Origin of the sequence: Lysinibacillus mangiferihumi (assembly GCF_003049665.1) — a bacterium.
Taxonomy (GTDB): Bacteria; Bacillota; Bacilli; order Bacillales_A; family Planococcaceae; genus Lysinibacillus; species Lysinibacillus mangiferihumi.
Genome location: NZ_PYWM01000017.1, coordinates 52,482 through 69,266, shown reverse-complemented (window position 1 = coordinate 69,266; position 16,785 = coordinate 52,482). Strand labels below are relative to the sequence as shown.

The following is a 16,785-nucleotide window of genomic DNA, read 5'->3' as shown; positions in this document are numbered from 1 at the left end:
AGAAACTATGAAAGTGTCTATCTTCTTAAAGATCCTGTTGTGGAGGAACGCTCATCCTTTTTACATTCATAATAAAAAACAAATGTTAGGGGACATTGTTATGGAAATACACTGGGTAAATGGACAATATAGAGAAGATAATAGGATTTTTGATTCTCTGTTTGAAGTATATGAATGGACGGACTCATTGTATCAAGATTTCTCAAATCACTTTTTTAGAGAAGAAAATGTCGGTTATGCAACTCCTAATGTAAAGGTAATTGATTGTTTAACTGAACTAATACCACAATGGGCGGGATACATTAATGTGGTTGTTGTATTACATAGAGATGAGATAGAGGTAGACGGTAAATATGTGTATAGGGTTTGGACTTCATATAGTAGATAAAGTTAATCAACAAATGGGCGCTATTCTTAAAAAAGAATTGTGCCTTTTTTAGCGAAAGGGCCATTTAATTGAATGAGGAAATTGTTCAAATTTAGAACTTTTACCATTCTATATCATTATTCTTAATTATTAAATGCCTATTTTACATATTTAGAAGGATCTTTTACGCATTAATGAAAAAATATTATTAGGCAGAATTAATCTATTCTAATGTTAAATGCAGATAAAATCTCAGAGGACATGCTTAATGCGGATTTTTATAATGGTATAAGAATTAGGAATATCTTGAACTAAGGTGAATTTATAGGAAATTAAATGAGTAACTTTTGGGGGGGAATATCACGAAAAAAATATTTGATACTAATGATTACACCAATTCTATTACTCTTATTTTTTATTTGTTAAACCTGAAGTTGTTTTTGAAGAGCAATGTCCTGATAAGCCATATAGTTTAGAGATAGTGAAATGCGGTAAGGGAATTCTGGATATGGAGATTGCTTATAAACATTACAAAATGAATGGTGAAACTATTGCATGTAAAAAATCAGCTTTTTTTAATAAATTAGGTAGATTTGATGTTGTATGGGATACCTCTATGACGATGCGACTAGATGTGTTGACAAGAGCGTTCATCTAACTATGACCTACTTCAAACACTGCAGTTTAGTTTAAGAAGGATAAAGAGATAATAGAACGAATTAGTTAACTATATTGAAAATGAGGTGGGTAAATGAGATTAGGATTAAAACAAGATGAGGTAAGGTTAGAAGCACAATGTGAAAAGACCAAATTAATAACCTTATTCAACTAATGTGTTTTTAGGTGAATAAGGCTCATTTAATTGGATCAATTTTTTTGAAAAATGAAGTTTTTCTATTAAGCTGATAATTAAGGGTTGAAGGAGATTTTTTAATCAATCTTTTTCTAAAGTTACATGTTTCCTAGAAAAATGTTCATTTCTGCAAGCCTCTTTAATGGAAAATCAAATTGTGCTGTTTTAAAAAAGATTGCCCAACTTTAGTATAAGCGAATAGCTCTTTAATCCATTACTTCTTGCTTCATATAATATTCCATCACTTGATTAAGCCAATTTTGTTCATCTTCTGTGAAGGGGGATAGTGTTATATTTTCTATTTCATGAATATCAAGTTCTTCGATATTAGTGTCAGCCAGTTTTTGCATCATATTTTCACCAAGAAATGAAAATAAAGCTTCTAAATAAGTCTTAATCATCTCTTGTACTTTTGGGTCCTCTACTGGTTTACCATATAATTTTTTCACTTCTTTCGTCAATTGAATAAACGTTTGATCTAAAAGAATTTTATCTTCTTCCGATTTCTTTGATAACTCTTCGGCGACATCCTTTAACATATGGCGATTCATCCATTCTTCATGTATATGTTCAGTACTCATACCGTGAATAAGACTAAATAATAAGGTGCTATCCACTTCTCCTTCTTCCTCGACTAATCTTATTACTCTTTTAATGGATTTTATGGATTGCTCGATTCGTTTTTCTTCTTTCTCTAAAGCGTGCAAATGGAGGGACAAGCTTTCATTTAAGTCAACAGAAAAGCTCGATTCATTTAACAAATTAGTGATTTTATCTAGACTATATCCTAGGAATTTTAGACTTAGAATTTTTTGTAAGTTTATCATATCTTGATATTTGTAAATGCGATGCCCTGAAGATGGATTCTTTTCTGGTCGTAATAAACCAATTTCATCATAGTAATGTAAAGTAGGAATAGAGATTCCTGTCTTTTCTGAAAATTCCCCAATGGAATACTTGTTATTCTTCTTCATCAAAAATCCTCCTATAAAAAGTATAAGTTTATTATAAAACCTCAAGTAACTTCAGGTTCAAGAGAGAATTTGAATAATATGGAGCATCCAATAGTTTTTGTTGCATTATCTCAGAAATAAAAGATTAAAACTTTGGAGGATAACTGAATATAAATTGAAGTTGACCAGTCAAAATTAACATTATTAAAAAAGGCTTGTACAAGTTTGTCGTAAAATGCAAATAACCCATTGTGCTTTAAAATGATAAAAGTGCATACTCTATCATCTAAACGAACTGAAAACAAGTTAGAGGATTGTCATTAAGTTCACCATAACGCATCATAACTGCCAGAGGTAATTGGTTTGGTTTGAATTCGACTTACTTAATACTATGGTCAGAGCTTAGCCAAATGGCAAAACGAACCACTGACTAGGGCTATATACTCATACTTAGAACTTTTTAATGGTTTTGGCATTCTTATGACAATCTCTTGTTCTTGAAATTGATATTACCTAACTATTCGCTTCAATTTCTGCTCCTGTAAAAATAGTTTTTTCAACAAAAACACCTGTAGCTTGGGGATCTGTAGATAATATTTGTCCAGTAAGATAGTAAGTATTCACACCAGTAGGCAATGAGAGGTCTACAAAGGTAAAGGTGGTAGCATTACCATTTACAAACCCGCTATTCACTACTATATCTTCAAGGAGGAAAATTGATGATGTGAAAGTAGGATCGTTTCTATATATTTGGAAAGCAATTTGAACAAAACCTGGTGCAGGCGCACCTGTAGATACCCTTGTCTGAACTGTCCCAGTTAACCATACTCGGTCATCTAAGTCGTCAATGTTTAATGTGACAGTAGTTAAAAGTGTTGGTAACAACGTAAGCTCAATAAAAGTAGGTAACACGATATTTTGATCAAATTCGGTCAAAAGCCCGCAACTTGATATCGGAGGTTCTTGTTCCTTCTGTGGCTCTGGTGGACAAATTGCTTTTATCTTATTAAATTTTTTACATTCTAGTTCTGAATAGCATCTCTGAACGATTTTATAGGTCTTATTTTTATGCATAAAATCACCTCAAGTTTCCACTTATTATCTCTATAAATATGTTTTATAGGGAAATACGCTAGGGCGAATGGAGGGATTACTTTAAGAGATTTGTTATCTACATGAAGAGGAGGAATGTTTAATGGAAATTATACATAATACCTACTAAAACACTTAGCATAAATAAATCTGTAAGATGTACGTATCAGATATTGTTAGGTAAAGAAGATTTATAAAAAACCGACAAAAAAGTCGGTAAAACATTTTCAATATTGGTTTATAAAGAATAAAAACCAAACTGCGTGATTTTGTTCGTCTGATGCATTTGAACTAAATTGGTTGCTAATAAAAGGAATATTATACTGTCGAGCCACACGATGATAAAATTCGACCGCTTCTTGTTCGTCTTTAAATGCAGTTAAAATTCCGCTTTTAAAATTTAATGGCAATGGCTCTGTTATTTGTGGAGAAGGGTGTTGACCAGTAAGGGAGGTATACATATAAGCAAAACCTTGGTAATGTCGCATTTCATCTTTTCTTATCTCTAGAATACGGTTTTTAACATCCTCATTTGGAGCAAGCTGAGCCAAGTGCTCATAAAATCGAATAGCATTATATTCGCCATTAATGGCTTTAACAAGATCGACAAGAAATTGATTATTTGAAGTTGGTTGTACGGCGTATTGCAATCGTTCACACTCCTTTTTAATAAGCTTTAAAAGTAACTGGCAGTAACATGTAATTATTGCATCATTTTTTTTACTTGTTTTAGTTCAATGATTATTTGGTCTATCTGTTTTTGCAAATTATCTACTTCTTTCGATTTATCACTATTTTGGTTTTGAGGATCCTGATTATTTGATTTTTCTAAAGCATTTAGAGCTAGACCTGCTGCAACTGCAGAAAGACCGTCACCCAATGTTGCGATTGATGCTCCGATATATGCTAATCTTGCTATTTCAATTTCCGTCGTATCTAGATTTTGTTGTGGATTTTTTTTATGTCTATTCATTACTATATCCCCCTTTACTTTTATAGTGGAAAATAATCTTAACCGTATCCTATGTATTAAGGAAAAGAAAGGTGACGACCTAAATTTTTTGCAGGAACATTGTTGTATAGAATAAGTCACATGAATGAACTTAGGAAATGGATTTAGAGCGTCCATACGACAATGGTTGCTAATTATGATAATTTAGGAATGCCAAGAGCTAGTGGCATAGTGACATAACTGGTAAACTGAGAAGCACGCTGCCATGATGGACAGTTGAGAATTGTGTACTCCCCTGAGGTCTCTTTGATTCTGAAAATTCAATTAAATAGATAAAGATTTCATTCATCATGATAATAGTCCAATTTTTGTTTCATTATATTAATATTTTCAGTTAAATTTCATTCATAGTGGATAGACTATTTTATAACAAGTGAAATAAACGCAGAATTAATTTTCCTGATGTTTGTTTTGATCTATTGTGTAAATTTTTTTAAGAAGGAGGCAATTGCGTGCCACTACACCCGTCCGTTGTGCATTTTCCAATTGCATTATTATTAACAGCAACAGTAATTGAAGTCATCAATTTGTTTTTAAAGAAAGAGTATTTATTTAAGACAAGTACAATTTTGTTTGTAACAGGTTTTGTAACCGGTTTGGTTTCTTTTATGACAGGTGATGCAGCAGAAGAATTTGCTGAACAAAAATGGGGAGAAGTTATCGAATCGACAGTTGAATTACATGAAAATATGGCTTTATTATCTTTAATATTGTTTGGTGCAAATTCAATATTAAAATTATTTGGGCAGAAACTGAAAATTAATACAAAATGGATCGTAACTTTAGTGGTGATTTTAGGTATCATAGGTTCTTCTACATTAGCTTATACCGGGCATCTGGGAGGAAAGATGGTGTATGAAAGTGAAAAATTAAGTAATACAGACAATTACGAATTGCCAGATCGTGATTAAAAAATGGATTTTTTATAACCAATTTTTTCTTGCCCTGTAGATGTTAGTTTTGCCAATTTCCCATAGCAAGCAATGGAACTCATTGTATTCTGCGTAAATTGCTTTTGGATATCGTGTTAATACATGATTTTCCTCCTTTTTAACCTTCGTCTTTTCACCTGCTTTGGGTATTGTAAGTTGTGCAAGTTCATAATTCCTTTTTTATTTACCTTAAATGTTACATTACTACCTCTATCGTCAAAAATAATTCAACTCTACAACGAAACAATTGATAATAATCCCTCTCTTAGCGGAGAGAGGGATAACCTTTTTTCTATTTCAACGTGTTATTTTTAAGTGAATTCTGACGGTGGCGTGTGTCATTAATCATTTTTATCTTCTCATTACATAGTAATATGTAGAACAAAAGATTAAAAAAATGGTTTTAGATCATTTCTCAACATACATTAAAATTGAATAATCCTCTTTTATTCTTTCTACAATAGGATATATTAAAATAGAATAATTGAAAATATTTTAACCAAAGAGTAGGTGTCAACTAGATGGAGAATCACCCTTTAAATAATGCAGAAATAGAAATGAAGCAATTAAAATATGCCCAGCAACATTTGGCAAATGAAAGAACATATTTAGCATGGATTCGAACGGCCATTTCCATTTTAGGGGTTGCTTTCTTGGCAACGAGTTTGCACTTTGCCATAGGTACTGTTCGGAATTTCTGGGTAGATTTTTTATCAGCCATAATCGGCTTGTTAGCTTGTTTATTTGGGATTTTAATTATCTTTACAGCTACATTTAATTATTCTGCAAAAAGAAAACAGATAGTGAATGAAGAGTTTGTTCCATCAAATAGACATATTGTGTGGATTTCTTATTTTTTAATTATCCTAATATTATTGGTGATTATTTACTTTTTGATGATTAGTTTATCATAGATTAAAATGAGGAATGTTTAAGGCAAACATAAAGCGTATTGATAAATGACAGATAGGGAAAATTCCCATACAGTAAATTAGCAAGTATGTTATCTCAAACCTAGATAAAATCGATTGTTTAATAGGAGACTTGAAATATTTACAAGGGATAGCTTAATTAAAGAGATTTTATTTTAAATTGCTTAACTTAATAATACGAGTTCAAACCGGTTAATCTTTCATGATTAAACCGATTTAGTTTATTAAGAGCCAAATTTAAAAAACGGTGTCTTGCTTCATAAAATGCTCTTTAATTGGATATAAAATGCTATCTGACTACGAGTCTTTGTGCCAATACTAAATTCAAGATTGCCAATGATGTAGACTCAATTATTAAATGATTTTATTAAATGGAAACATCTTTGATAAATGCTTTACGGTTTTGATAGATACCTGTTGCTTCAAATACGGCGGTGACCATCATAGAATTGCAGCGGTACTGTTTCCTTTACTACCATCTAAAGCAATGACGTGCTTCTTATTATGCTTTTCCTTAGAAATCTTCACATACCTTATCCATTCTCCTTTCTTATACTCGATTTCTTAAGACCCAACATGCCAACTGATTCATATATGGGAATGAAGTTAATGGCTCTTCTTCACTTTTACTAATGCTAGAGTGTTTTATTATCCCAAATATATGGTTATGTCATAGCTAGGACAGGGATAAATTCTTTCTCTCTTTTTAAGCACGCATACCAAAATAGACAAAGTAAGAAATTATTAAGATTAATACTTAATTCATAATGTAAGTTCTTTTTAATCATATCAAACATAAAATTTTTATAGAAGTTTAAAGAAAGGCGCCTATTAGATGCATGAAATGTCATTAATGTATGAAATCATTCAGCTTGTTTCAGAGGATGCGAAATTAAGAGGTTTTCAAAAAGTAAAACAAATCCAAATGATTGTAGGAGATTTATCAAACGTGTTGCCAGATGCGTTAGAATTGGCATTTTTGTATTTTTGTAAAGAGAGAGCCTGTCTTCTGAATGAAGAATCCCAATTAACAATTATCCGTGAAAAGGCAATATCACAATGCCAAAACTGTTTATTTCAGTTTGAACCTGACTATCGCATCGCCCTTTGTCCAAAATGCAATTTACTAGATGGCCTGATTATATCAGGAGAAACATTTCAAGTTGAATTTTATGAAGGAAGTGATTAGTTTGAAAATAAAACTTAAAGAAGAAGTATTAACCGATCTGAATGTAGCGGCAACATTTAATCGGAATTTGTTTAAAGACAATAAAACACTAGTAATTAATTTAATGAGTTCACCTGGTGCGGGTAAGACAACCCTATTAGAAGAAACAGTTAAAAGACTAGCGGACAAGTTCAATATTGCTGTGATTGAAGGAGATTTAGCGACAGAACGAGATGCAGAAAGATTACGCTTTCTTGGAATCAAAACAGTTCAAATTAATACTGTGGGTGGTTGTCATCTAGATGCAAGAATGATTGCCAAGACTATTCCAGAATTCAACTTTGAATCTATTGATATACTCTTTATAGAAAACATTGGTAATTTAGTTTGTCCATCTGGTTATGATTTAGGCCAAGATTATAAAGTTGTTGTTTTAAGTGTTCCAGAAGGTAATGATAAAATACCGAAATATCCTGTCATGTTTCGAAGAACGGATTTAACGATTATTAATAAAATAGATCTTTTGCCATATGTAGCTTTTAACATCGAAGAGGCTAAAAAAGATTTAGCACAAATTAATCCCAACGCACAATTAAAATTAGTATCTGCAACGACAGGGGAAGGTATAGATGATTGGATTAATTGGATTAAGGATGTTTATCGTACATGTATCAAGCATTAAATGTCGTTGTGCAGGGAAAAATACAAGGTGTAGGTTTTCGTCCTTTTGTGTATGATCTATCAAAAAAGTACGACTTAAAAGGAACTGTACAAAATACCGTTGGCAGTGTATCGATTATTATAGAGGGTGAAGAAGAAAGACTATACGAGATGATACATGAATTAAAAAGTAATCCACCAAAAATATGCAACATCACGGATTTGGAAATACAAAAAATACCGCCTCATTATTACAAAGATTTCTCTATTCTTCAAAGTAAAGAAAGCAAACATCCTACGACTCTCGCTATTACTCCAGATGCTGCAATTTGTGAATTATGCTTTGAAGAAATGATGAATCCACAAAATCGCCGTTTTCAACATCCATTTATTAATTGTACTCAATGCGGTCCACGTTATACGATAATACATCGTTTTCCATATGATCGTCCTCAGACGACTATGAATAAATTTCCGATGTGTTCAGACTGTCAAAATGAATATCATAACCCAAATAATCGACGGCACCATGCACAACCAATTTGTTGCCCTAATTGTGGACCAACATTGAATCTACTAAATACAAAAGGTGAGCAAATAGCGCATAACCTTTTCGCAATCGCCAAAACCACAGAATTATTGAAACTCGGGAAAATCATTTCCATTAAAGGAATAGGTGGTTATCATCTTGTTTGTGATGCCACCCAAGAAAAAGGAATAGATTTACTAAGGAATAGAAAAAAACGTCCTCAAAAACCATTCGCTATAATGGTAAAATCACTAGAAGTCGCGCGGAAATTTTGTTATATAACATCTGATGAAGCCGCATTATTAACAAGTTCAGCAAATCCTATCGTTTTATTGGAAATGAAGAAAGAAAATTCATTACCACTTAATATTGCTCCTGGATTAACCAAGCTTGGAGTTATGTTACCTTATACACCTATAAATCATCTGTTATTTGATACGCAAGAACTGGAATGTCTAATTATGACAAGTGCCAACAGAAGTGGCTCTCCCATTTATTACAAAGATTCAGATTATGAGGGTTTGAGTGAACTTTGTGATTATATCTTAACGCATAATCGTGAAATTGCACATCCAATTGATGATTCAGTAATACAGCATAATGGAGAGAATACGGTCATTATTAGAAGTGCTAGAGGTTTCGCACCTGAAGTAATTGAATCCAATATGAATGTTTCAAATATTATTGCTCTTGGTGGAAATCAAAGAAACGCATTTGCTATAGGGGGACAAAAAGGTCTAATACTTAGCCCGCAAATTGGAGATTTAGAAAATGAGGAAATGATTAATAGCTTGAACAAACAGCTTCAATCTTTTAAAGAATGGTACACTGTTGACGAAAAATATATCGCCGTTGATATGCATCCTTTATACGCAACTACTATACTGGCAAAACAATCGAAAAGTGAAATAATACCGATTCAACATCATCACGCTCATCACGTATCTTGTATGGCAGAACATAATCTCAAAGAACCATGTTTGGGTATTATTTTAGATGGTACTGGTTACGGTAATGACGGTCATATTTGGGGGTTTGAATTTTTATATGGAGATGCAAAAAGAATCAGAAGATTAGGCCATTTAAAGTACACACCTTTACCTGGAAGTGAAAAGGCAGTTAAAGAACCATGGCGGAATGCAGTTGGTATGATTGTTTCATCTTTGAAAGAAGAAGGAAATAGATTTGCTACACAACTTTTCCCTGAAAAATCAAACGAAATTCATGTCATAGAACAAATGGTTATAAAACAATTAAATACAACAATGGCAGGAACTTGTGGACGCTTATTTGATGCGGTTAGTGCAATATTAGGCATCTGTACAAGTTCTACTTATGAGGGAGAAGCAGCAATCAAGTTATCTGATTACTTAACTCGTGACACAATGAATAAATCAACGAAGGATATGTATTCCTTCGAAATTATAGAAAATCCTCAAGAATTTGTACTTGATATGAGTGCTATGATACGTCAAATAGTCATTGATAAATTAGAACAAAAACCTATTGTCCAAATCATCCAAAAGTTCCATCAAACGATTGTTGAAAGTTGCGTTAAAATGATTGTATTAATTGTGAAAAAATCCCCTGTTTTAAATAGAAATGTCGTTCTTTCTGGTGGCTCGTTCCAAAATAACTATTTGTCAATTGAAATAACAAATAAGCTTCGTGAGAAAGGATTTCAAGTATACACACATCAAAAGATTCCATGCCATGATGGTGGCTTAGCTATAGGACAACTTTTAATTGCTGCGCATAAAATTATAGATAAAAATAGTTAGGAGAGACTTGAAACAATGTGTATAGGGGTTCCTGCAAAAGTAATAAAAATAAAAGCGGAGAAAGCATTAGTGGATGTAATGGGATCAAAGATGTTTGTTGGAATCGTTTTTGTACCAGAAGTTCAATTAAACGATTTTGTTTTGTTACATGCTGGGCAAGCCATGACTATAGTTGATGAGAAATTTGCAAAAGAGAGTATGGAAGAATGGAGGAATATAATGAATGGAACATCTGATACATTTATCTAATCCTATTATTCTACGAAAATCTTTGGAAGCAGTCATTCAACTTGCTGAGCAATATAAGAAAGAAAAAGGTAGAATCCCCGTACTGATGGAAGTATGTGGTTCACATACAATGGCTTTTGCAAAAACTGGTATTAAAACAAGACTGAAAGACCATGTTCGTTTAATTGCAGGACCAGGATGTCCAGTTTGTGTAACAGATCAAAAATCCATAGATACCATGATTGAATTATCACGAGATACCAATCGCATTCTTTGTACATTTGGTGATATGGTGCGTGTCCCTGGATCAAAGTTTTCTTTAATGGAAGCAAAAACAGAAGGCAAGGATATACGAGTTGTGTACTCCCCGTTAGACAGTATTAAAATTGCAGAAGAGAATCCAGAAAAAGAAGTCATTTTTTTAGGTATTGGTTTTGAAACGACTATACCTATTCTTGTGGCAACTATTCAGGAGGCAGAAAAAAAGGGATTAACAAATTACACTATTTGGATGACAACGAAATTAGTGGAGCCTATACTAAGGACGCTACTTAATGGCAAAGAGATTAATATAGATGGTTTTTTATTACCTGGTCATGTTTCTGTGGTGACAGGCAAGAATAGTTTTGATTTTTTAGTAAAAGAGTACGGTATTTCTGGTGTAATAACAGGGTTTGAACCAGTTGAATTGTTAAGAGCGATTTATAAACTATTACAGCAATTATTAAGTGGAAAAATTGAAATTATTAATGATTATAAATATATGGTCAAAAATGACGGAAATATAGTCGCGAAAAAGTTGATGGAAAAATATTTAGATTACCACGATGAAGCATGGCGCGGTATAGGGGTAATTCAAAACAGTGGCTTCATTTTAAAACCTGAATATGCGATATTCGATGCAAAGAAAAAGTTTCATGTGTCTGTTGAAGAGCCGCGAAAAACAAAATGCCGCTGCGGTGAAATTATTCAAGGGGTAATAACACCTGAGGAATGTATCCTATTTAGTAGAGGGTGTACACCATTATTTCCAATTGGTCCTTGTATGGTTTCGACAGAAGGTACTTGTGCAGCACATTACCAATATATGAAGGAGGGATAATTTGGTTCAACGTATTAGTTTAACACATGGAGAAGGCGGTGAGTTAACTCATCGGTTAATCAAAGATGTTTTTATCAAATCTTTTGGTAATCTTCAGCACACACAACTTGATGCAGCAATCATTAAATTAAACGCTTCAAAATTAGCAGTTACAACAGATTGTTACGTTGTAAAACCCTTATTTTTCCCGGGTGGAGATATTGGTAAGCTTGCTATTACGGGAACAGTCAATGACTTAGCAGTAAGTGGTGCAACACCTCAAGCTATTACTGCAGGTTTTATACTTGAAGAAGGATTTCCATTAAGGCAATTAAAACTTATCGTTAAAAGTATGGCAGAAGAAGCCAAAAAAGCAGGTGTGTCAATCATAGCTGGTGACACGAAAGTAGTAGAAAAGGGAAGTGTTGATGGATTATTTATTAACACAACAGGGATTGGATTTATAAAAGAAACACATCAATTGTATCCAGAAAATATAAGCGTGGGCGATATGGTAATTGTAAGTGGAACAGTTGGAGACCATGGAATTGCTATCGTATCTGCACGCGAGGAATTGGGGTTGATGACAGATGTACAAAGTGACTGTGCTTCATTAAATCATTTACTACAAGAGCTTTTAGAGAAAGTGGATGGGATTCGTGTAATGCGTGATCCTACACGTGGTGGTGTATCAACGTCACTTGTCGAACTATGTGAAGAATTGCATTGTACAATTGAATTAGAAGACAGTTCAATTCCTATTCGGCAAGAGGTAGAAGGAGCATGCGATATTTTAGGTTTTGACCCACTCTATCTTGCTAATGAAGGTAAAGTATTGCTGATTGTTGACAAAAATCAAATAGATTGTGTTTTAGATATCCTACAAAATCATGAACTAGGCAAAGATGCAAAAGTAATTGGCCAAATTACTGAATGTCAAAAAGAAGAGGGGAAGGTGTTATTAAAAACACCTATAGGTTCTACAAGACGTCTTTTCCGTCTTTCAGGCCTGCTATTACCTAGAATTTGTTAATGAAAATAAACATGAAGCATAAAATGTGTGGAGTCTCTCTAATTAGGAGGAAAACATGCAAAATATCGAGATGCTTCGATGGCAGTTGAACAGCCTTGTTTCGCAAGTACAACAAGATATTTATACACTTTCTACAACTAATCAATCATCAATAACCCCTGTAATTCTTCAAAGGTTATGGGATACAACTTCTAGTATCCATTTCATTGGTGAATTACTTGTCAATCAAGCTTTAAATTGTTACCAGCCAATATCTGATCATTCACAAATAATTTCTGTAAACAATACCCCTAAAAACACTCAAGTGCCACCTACTACACCTCAATCCCCAAATCAATCCATTCCACATTTAAACGGACGTAATTTTACAATAGGAGAATTAGCAAATTTCAATGGTAAAAATGGAAATCCTGCTTATGTTGCTGTCAACGGCACTGTTTATGATGTCACCAATAATAGAGCGTGGGCTGCAGCAACCCACTTTGGTTTACTAGCTGGTAAAGAATATTCACAAGAATTTGCTTCATGTCATGCTGGTCAACAATCTATTTTAACAACTCTACCTGTTGTGGGGAGGTTATATAATGAATAAGCTTATTTTACCGCCGGAAGATTTAAGTAATGAAGCTATTTCAAAAAGGTTAACGACAAATGCGTTAAATAATGTAAACAATGGACTGATTAACAAAAAGAATCTTGTGTATTTAGAACTGAATGGTTGTTCAGGAAATATCATATCTTTGTTAAACGGGCAAAATCCAGACTTTGAATACGCTTTTACATCAATGGTCAATATTCTTTACAGTAATTCGTTAATGGTTTCGGAGGGTGAAAAAGCTATTGCCAAATTAATGAACGCACTAGAAGGAGATTATATTTTAGCCGTTGAAGGGGCAGTAGCCTTAAAAAATAATGGTCTTTACAACATCATTGGTAGTTGGAAAGGAAAACCGTTAACAGGACTAGAAGCAATCAAGTTGTTAGGAGAAAAAGCATCACACATATTGGCAGTCGGTGCATGTGCTACACATGGTGGAGTGTCAGCAGCAAAACCAAACCCATCTGAATCAGTAGGTATAAACAAAGTTCTAACAAATAAAAAAATGATAATGTTACCTGGTTGTCCTGTACACCCAGATTGGTTTTTAGGAACCTTAGCCCATCTTTTATTATATGGGGAGCCAGATACTGATAACTTAAACCGCCCATTGATGTTTTATAGTACGCTTATTCATGACCGTTGCCCAAGAAGACCGTTTTTTGATCGGGGAATTTTTGCAGAGAAATTAAGTGATAAAACTTGCTTATTCAAACTTGGATGTCGTGGGCCAGTAACGAGAACGGATTGTCCGACAAGGCAATGGAACGGGCACGTAAATTGGCCAATTGGGGATGATACACCTTGTATTGGGTGTGCGCAATTTGGCTTTCCAGATGCGATGGCTCCTTTTATTAGCTATGACACAACGAGAGTGGTAAAAGATGAATAAAAGAATTATCATAAATCCTTTAACACGTATTAGTGGTTTTTTAGAAATTGACGTTCGGATTGAAAACAATGTAGTTGTGGATGCAAAAACAAAAGGAAACTTATTTCGAGGATTTGAACAAATGTTAGTAGGTAGGAGTCCTTTTGATGCGGTTTACTTTACACAACGAATATGTGGAATTTGTTCGGCGGCACATTCTATGGCTTCCTCACTGGCTTTAGAAGATGCACTAAAAATTGAGCCTATGGAACAAGGACGCTATTTACGAGACATCATTCATTGCTGTGAGTTTTTACAAAATCACATTCGTCATTTTTATCAATATACTGTTCCTGATTTTGTTAAATTGGGCCAAAATACACTCTTAGAAACGGATCATCATGATTTTCGATTAGCTAAAGAAATTAATAATCGGATTGCACAGCATTATTTAGATTCACTCGCTATCAGTCGTTCAGCACACCAAATGTTAGCGGTATTAGGAGGGAAAGCACCACATAATCATGGGGTGTTTATCGGTGGTATTACAACAAAAGCAACATCTGAGAAGGTAGTATTGATTGATTCACTATTACAAAAAATTGTGGAATTTATAGACGAAAAAATGATTCCTGACGTTTATGATATTGCTCATTATTATCCCGAATATTTTAAACTAGGTGGAGGGTACGGTAACTTACTATCTTATGGTTCATTTCATAATTATAAAGAGTTAGGAACACTGTATACGAATCCACTTGTTCTATCAAAAAAAGGCCTAGAAGTGTTTAACGAAAATAATATAGAAGAAAAAATAGATTACTCTTATTACAAGTTGTCAGAGAAAACTGATAAACAAAATCAAGCCGTTCTAGAACCAGACATGGATAAAAAAGGGGCATATTCTTGGGTAAAAGCACCACGATATAATGGACTTCCTTTTGAAGTAGGACCACTAGCAAGACTAATTTTAAGTGGAAATTATATAAATCGTATTTCAGCAATGGATCGTACAATTGCAAGAGCATTAGAAACAAAGAAGATTGCAGAAATTATGAAAATACTACTTAAACAAATTATACCGGATGTGGAAATGCAACAAAAATACGACCTTCCTTTATCAGCATCTGGTAGAGGACTAGTAGATACTACAAGAGGAGCATTAGGGCATTGGCTAGAGATTAAAAATCAGAAAATTTCCTTCTATCAAATTATAACACCATCAACATGGGATTTTTCAACTCGAGATGAAAATGGTTATAGAGGAGTAGCTGAAGAAGCGCTAATTGGAACACCGATAGCTAATCCTGATGAACCAGTTGAGATTGGCAGAATACTACGTTCTTTCGACCCGTGCATGTCATGTGCAACACATGTATACAGCCCCGGAAAAAAAGTAAAAACTATAAAGGTGTTCTAATGGAGAAAGTTATCGTACTTGGTATTGGAAATCGGTTAATGATGGACGATGGGATTGGCATTTATTTAGTGGAAGAAATGATGCGAGATGCAAGTGCACAAAATATCCAGTATATTATTGGAGAGTCAGACATCGACTATTGTATTCAACAAATCGAAAATGCAACGTTTGTTATTATAATAGATTGTACCATTACAGGTGGGCAACCAGGAGAGATAACAATTCATTCATTAGATCATCTTGTTGTATCTCGTTCATTCGACTTTTCAGTTCATAATCTTCATTTATTTCAAGTATTGTATCAATTGAGAAATCAAATCAAAGGTTATCTAATTGGAATTGAGCCATATAAAATTTCATTTAACTTTGGATTAAGCAGAGTCATAGAAAATAAAAGAAATGAAATAGAAAAAAATGTAAAAGGAGTGATTCAACAGTTAATCAACTGATTTAATTATTTTTATAAACGAGGAACTTATTTATGATTATGAAGCTGTCAAGAAACTCACTGCAATTAGAGCAACTTACAGGAGGCTATTACTTGAAAGCAAGGGTTATAGCGTTACTAAACAATTAATAATATAAGCAACCGACCAGAAATCGACCATTTTATCGAATGGAATCGCAAAAGTCGGTTGCTTTTTCTTTTTGCATCGTTCGGTAATTTTAAAATTACCATTTTACTAATCATCAATGATGCGTTCGTGTGTTTTAGTCCATGAACTGAAAGCATTGATAAATTAAAAAGGGAAAAATAATCATTCACTGAATCCAACTATTACATCTTATGAGAAAAAAAGTAAGAATTGAAAAAGGAAGAGAGAATGAGCACCTTTAATTATTCGAATAGGCGTTTGCAATAAAATTATATAATGTAAATTATTGAATTTTAATACATTTCGAAAGTTATTAGGGGAAGATGTTTATTGGAAAGGATCTCGTTCTCAATTTGAAGATTCAGCAAAGAATAAAATAGAGTACAAAGACGAAATTATTGTTAATTATACTCAGGTTGAAAATAAAGAAATAGAAGATCTGTTTAGTAAAGGAACAAGGAACAATCTCGATATCATGGAAAGTAGACGAAAAAAAGAGAAATACAGTGTTTAATATTGGAGAAACGCTCACATTTACCGATGCATAGGGTATGGTAGCTGCTAAAATAAGTGGTTTGCTGTTACCTTTTATAGTGTAAATAAAAAATGGATTGACCACCCAGTTTTTATGGGTAAGTCATACCATTTTTTGTTTTTGTCTCTGCAAGCCTTAAGTACA

The 16,785-nt window shown here is 33.4% G+C and carries 18 protein-coding genes; 14 read left to right on the top strand and 4 right to left on the bottom strand.

The features are described 5' to 3' along the window. Window positions 1–100 precede the first annotated feature (100 nt). Together C9J37_RS15895 and C9J37_RS29015 are read left to right on the top strand one after the other, a co-directional pair. Complete coding sequence (locus tag C9J37_RS15895) at window positions 101–388, top strand: hypothetical protein (RefSeq protein ID WP_107896116.1); 288 nt, start codon at window positions 101–103, stop codon at window positions 386–388. A 487-nt stretch (window positions 389–875) separates the two neighbouring features. Next, the gene (locus C9J37_RS29015) at window positions 876–1,025 is read left to right on the top strand and encodes a hypothetical protein (protein ID WP_235617139.1); all 150 of its coding nucleotides are present in this window, start codon (window positions 876–878) and stop codon (window positions 1,023–1,025) included. A gap of 401 nt (window positions 1,026–1,426) precedes the next feature. Here C9J37_RS29015 and C9J37_RS15885 read toward each other — a convergent pair whose 3' ends face one another. From C9J37_RS15885 to C9J37_RS15870, 4 genes are all read right to left on the bottom strand, one after another. After that, entirely contained in the window at window positions 1,427–2,194 is a 768-nt protein-coding gene (locus C9J37_RS15885; RefSeq protein WP_107896115.1) for a MerR family transcriptional regulator, read from the bottom strand. A 492-nt stretch (window positions 2,195–2,686) separates the two neighbouring features. Further along, window positions 2,687–3,247: a hypothetical protein gene (locus C9J37_RS15880; protein ID WP_107896114.1), complete on the bottom strand. Its 561-nt coding sequence runs from the start codon at window positions 3,245–3,247 to the stop codon at window positions 2,687–2,689. Window positions 3,248–3,492: 245 nt separating this feature from the next. Continuing rightward, on the bottom strand, window positions 3,493–3,915 hold the full coding sequence (locus C9J37_RS15875; RefSeq protein WP_107896113.1) for a ferritin-like domain-containing protein: 423 nt from the start codon (window positions 3,913–3,915) through the stop codon (window positions 3,493–3,495). A gap of 53 nt (window positions 3,916–3,968) precedes the next feature. After that, on the bottom strand, window positions 3,969–4,238 hold the full coding sequence (locus C9J37_RS15870) for a translation initiation factor 2 (RefSeq protein ID WP_107896112.1): 270 nt from the start codon (window positions 4,236–4,238) through the stop codon (window positions 3,969–3,971). 491 nt (window positions 4,239–4,729) lie between these two features. Here C9J37_RS15870 and C9J37_RS15865 point away from each other — a divergent pair, with 491 nt between their 5' ends. The 12 genes from C9J37_RS15865 to C9J37_RS15810 all read left to right on the top strand — a co-directional run bounded on the left by C9J37_RS15865 (window position 4,730) and on the right by C9J37_RS15810 (window position 15,959). Further along, complete coding sequence (locus tag C9J37_RS15865) at window positions 4,730–5,188, top strand: DUF2231 domain-containing protein (protein WP_201262174.1); 459 nt, start codon at window positions 4,730–4,732, stop codon at window positions 5,186–5,188. Between the two features lie 542 nt (window positions 5,189–5,730). Continuing rightward, window positions 5,731–6,123, top strand: a complete 393-nt coding sequence (locus tag C9J37_RS15860) for a YidH family protein (RefSeq protein WP_235617138.1) — start codon at window positions 5,731–5,733, stop codon at window positions 6,121–6,123. An 853-nt stretch (window positions 6,124–6,976) separates the two neighbouring features. Then, window positions 6,977–7,330, top strand: coding sequence for a hydrogenase maturation nickel metallochaperone HypA/HybF (locus C9J37_RS15855; RefSeq protein ID WP_107896111.1), 354 nt, complete (start codon window positions 6,977–6,979; stop codon window positions 7,328–7,330). Between the two features lies 1 nt (window position 7,331). Then, window positions 7,332–7,991, top strand: a complete 660-nt coding sequence (hypB, locus tag C9J37_RS15850) for a hydrogenase nickel incorporation protein HypB (protein ID WP_107896154.1) — start codon at window positions 7,332–7,334, stop codon at window positions 7,989–7,991. Next, window positions 7,976–10,279 carry a carbamoyltransferase HypF gene (gene hypF, locus C9J37_RS15845; RefSeq protein WP_107896110.1) on the top strand — a complete coding sequence of 768 codons (2,304 nt, stop codon included), beginning with the start codon at window positions 7,976–7,978 and terminating at the stop codon, window positions 10,277–10,279. Before hypB ends, hypF begins: the two co-directional genes overlap by 16 nt. 15 nt (window positions 10,280–10,294) lie before the next feature. Further along, window positions 10,295–10,528, top strand: a complete 234-nt coding sequence (locus tag C9J37_RS15840) for a HypC/HybG/HupF family hydrogenase formation chaperone (protein WP_024363297.1) — start codon at window positions 10,295–10,297, stop codon at window positions 10,526–10,528. Beyond that, entirely contained in the window at window positions 10,503–11,609 is a 1,107-nt protein-coding gene (gene hypD / locus C9J37_RS15835; RefSeq protein WP_107896109.1) for a hydrogenase formation protein HypD, read from the top strand. Before C9J37_RS15840 ends, hypD begins: the two co-directional genes overlap by 26 nt. 1 nt (window position 11,610) lies before the next feature. Further along, window positions 11,611–12,621 (top strand): hydrogenase expression/formation protein HypE, encoded by a 1,011-nt coding sequence (gene hypE, locus C9J37_RS15830; protein ID WP_107896108.1) that lies wholly within the window; start codon window positions 11,611–11,613, stop codon window positions 12,619–12,621. Window positions 12,622–12,676: 55 nt separating this feature from the next. Next, window positions 12,677–13,213: a cytochrome b5 domain-containing protein gene (locus C9J37_RS15825; protein ID WP_107896107.1), complete on the top strand. Its 537-nt coding sequence runs from the start codon at window positions 12,677–12,679 to the stop codon at window positions 13,211–13,213. Next, window positions 13,206–14,111, top strand: coding sequence for a hydrogenase small subunit (locus C9J37_RS15820; RefSeq protein ID WP_107896106.1), 906 nt, complete (start codon window positions 13,206–13,208; stop codon window positions 14,109–14,111). Before C9J37_RS15825 ends, C9J37_RS15820 begins: the two co-directional genes overlap by 8 nt. Beyond that, window positions 14,104–15,510 carry a nickel-dependent hydrogenase large subunit gene (locus tag C9J37_RS15815; protein ID WP_107896105.1) on the top strand — a complete coding sequence of 469 codons (1,407 nt, stop codon included), beginning with the start codon at window positions 14,104–14,106 and terminating at the stop codon, window positions 15,508–15,510. Before C9J37_RS15820 ends, C9J37_RS15815 begins: the two co-directional genes overlap by 8 nt. Continuing rightward, window positions 15,510–15,959, top strand: coding sequence for a hydrogenase maturation protease (locus C9J37_RS15810; protein WP_107896104.1), 450 nt, complete (start codon window positions 15,510–15,512; stop codon window positions 15,957–15,959). Before C9J37_RS15815 ends, C9J37_RS15810 begins: the two co-directional genes overlap by 1 nt. Window positions 15,960–16,785 lie beyond the last annotated feature (826 nt).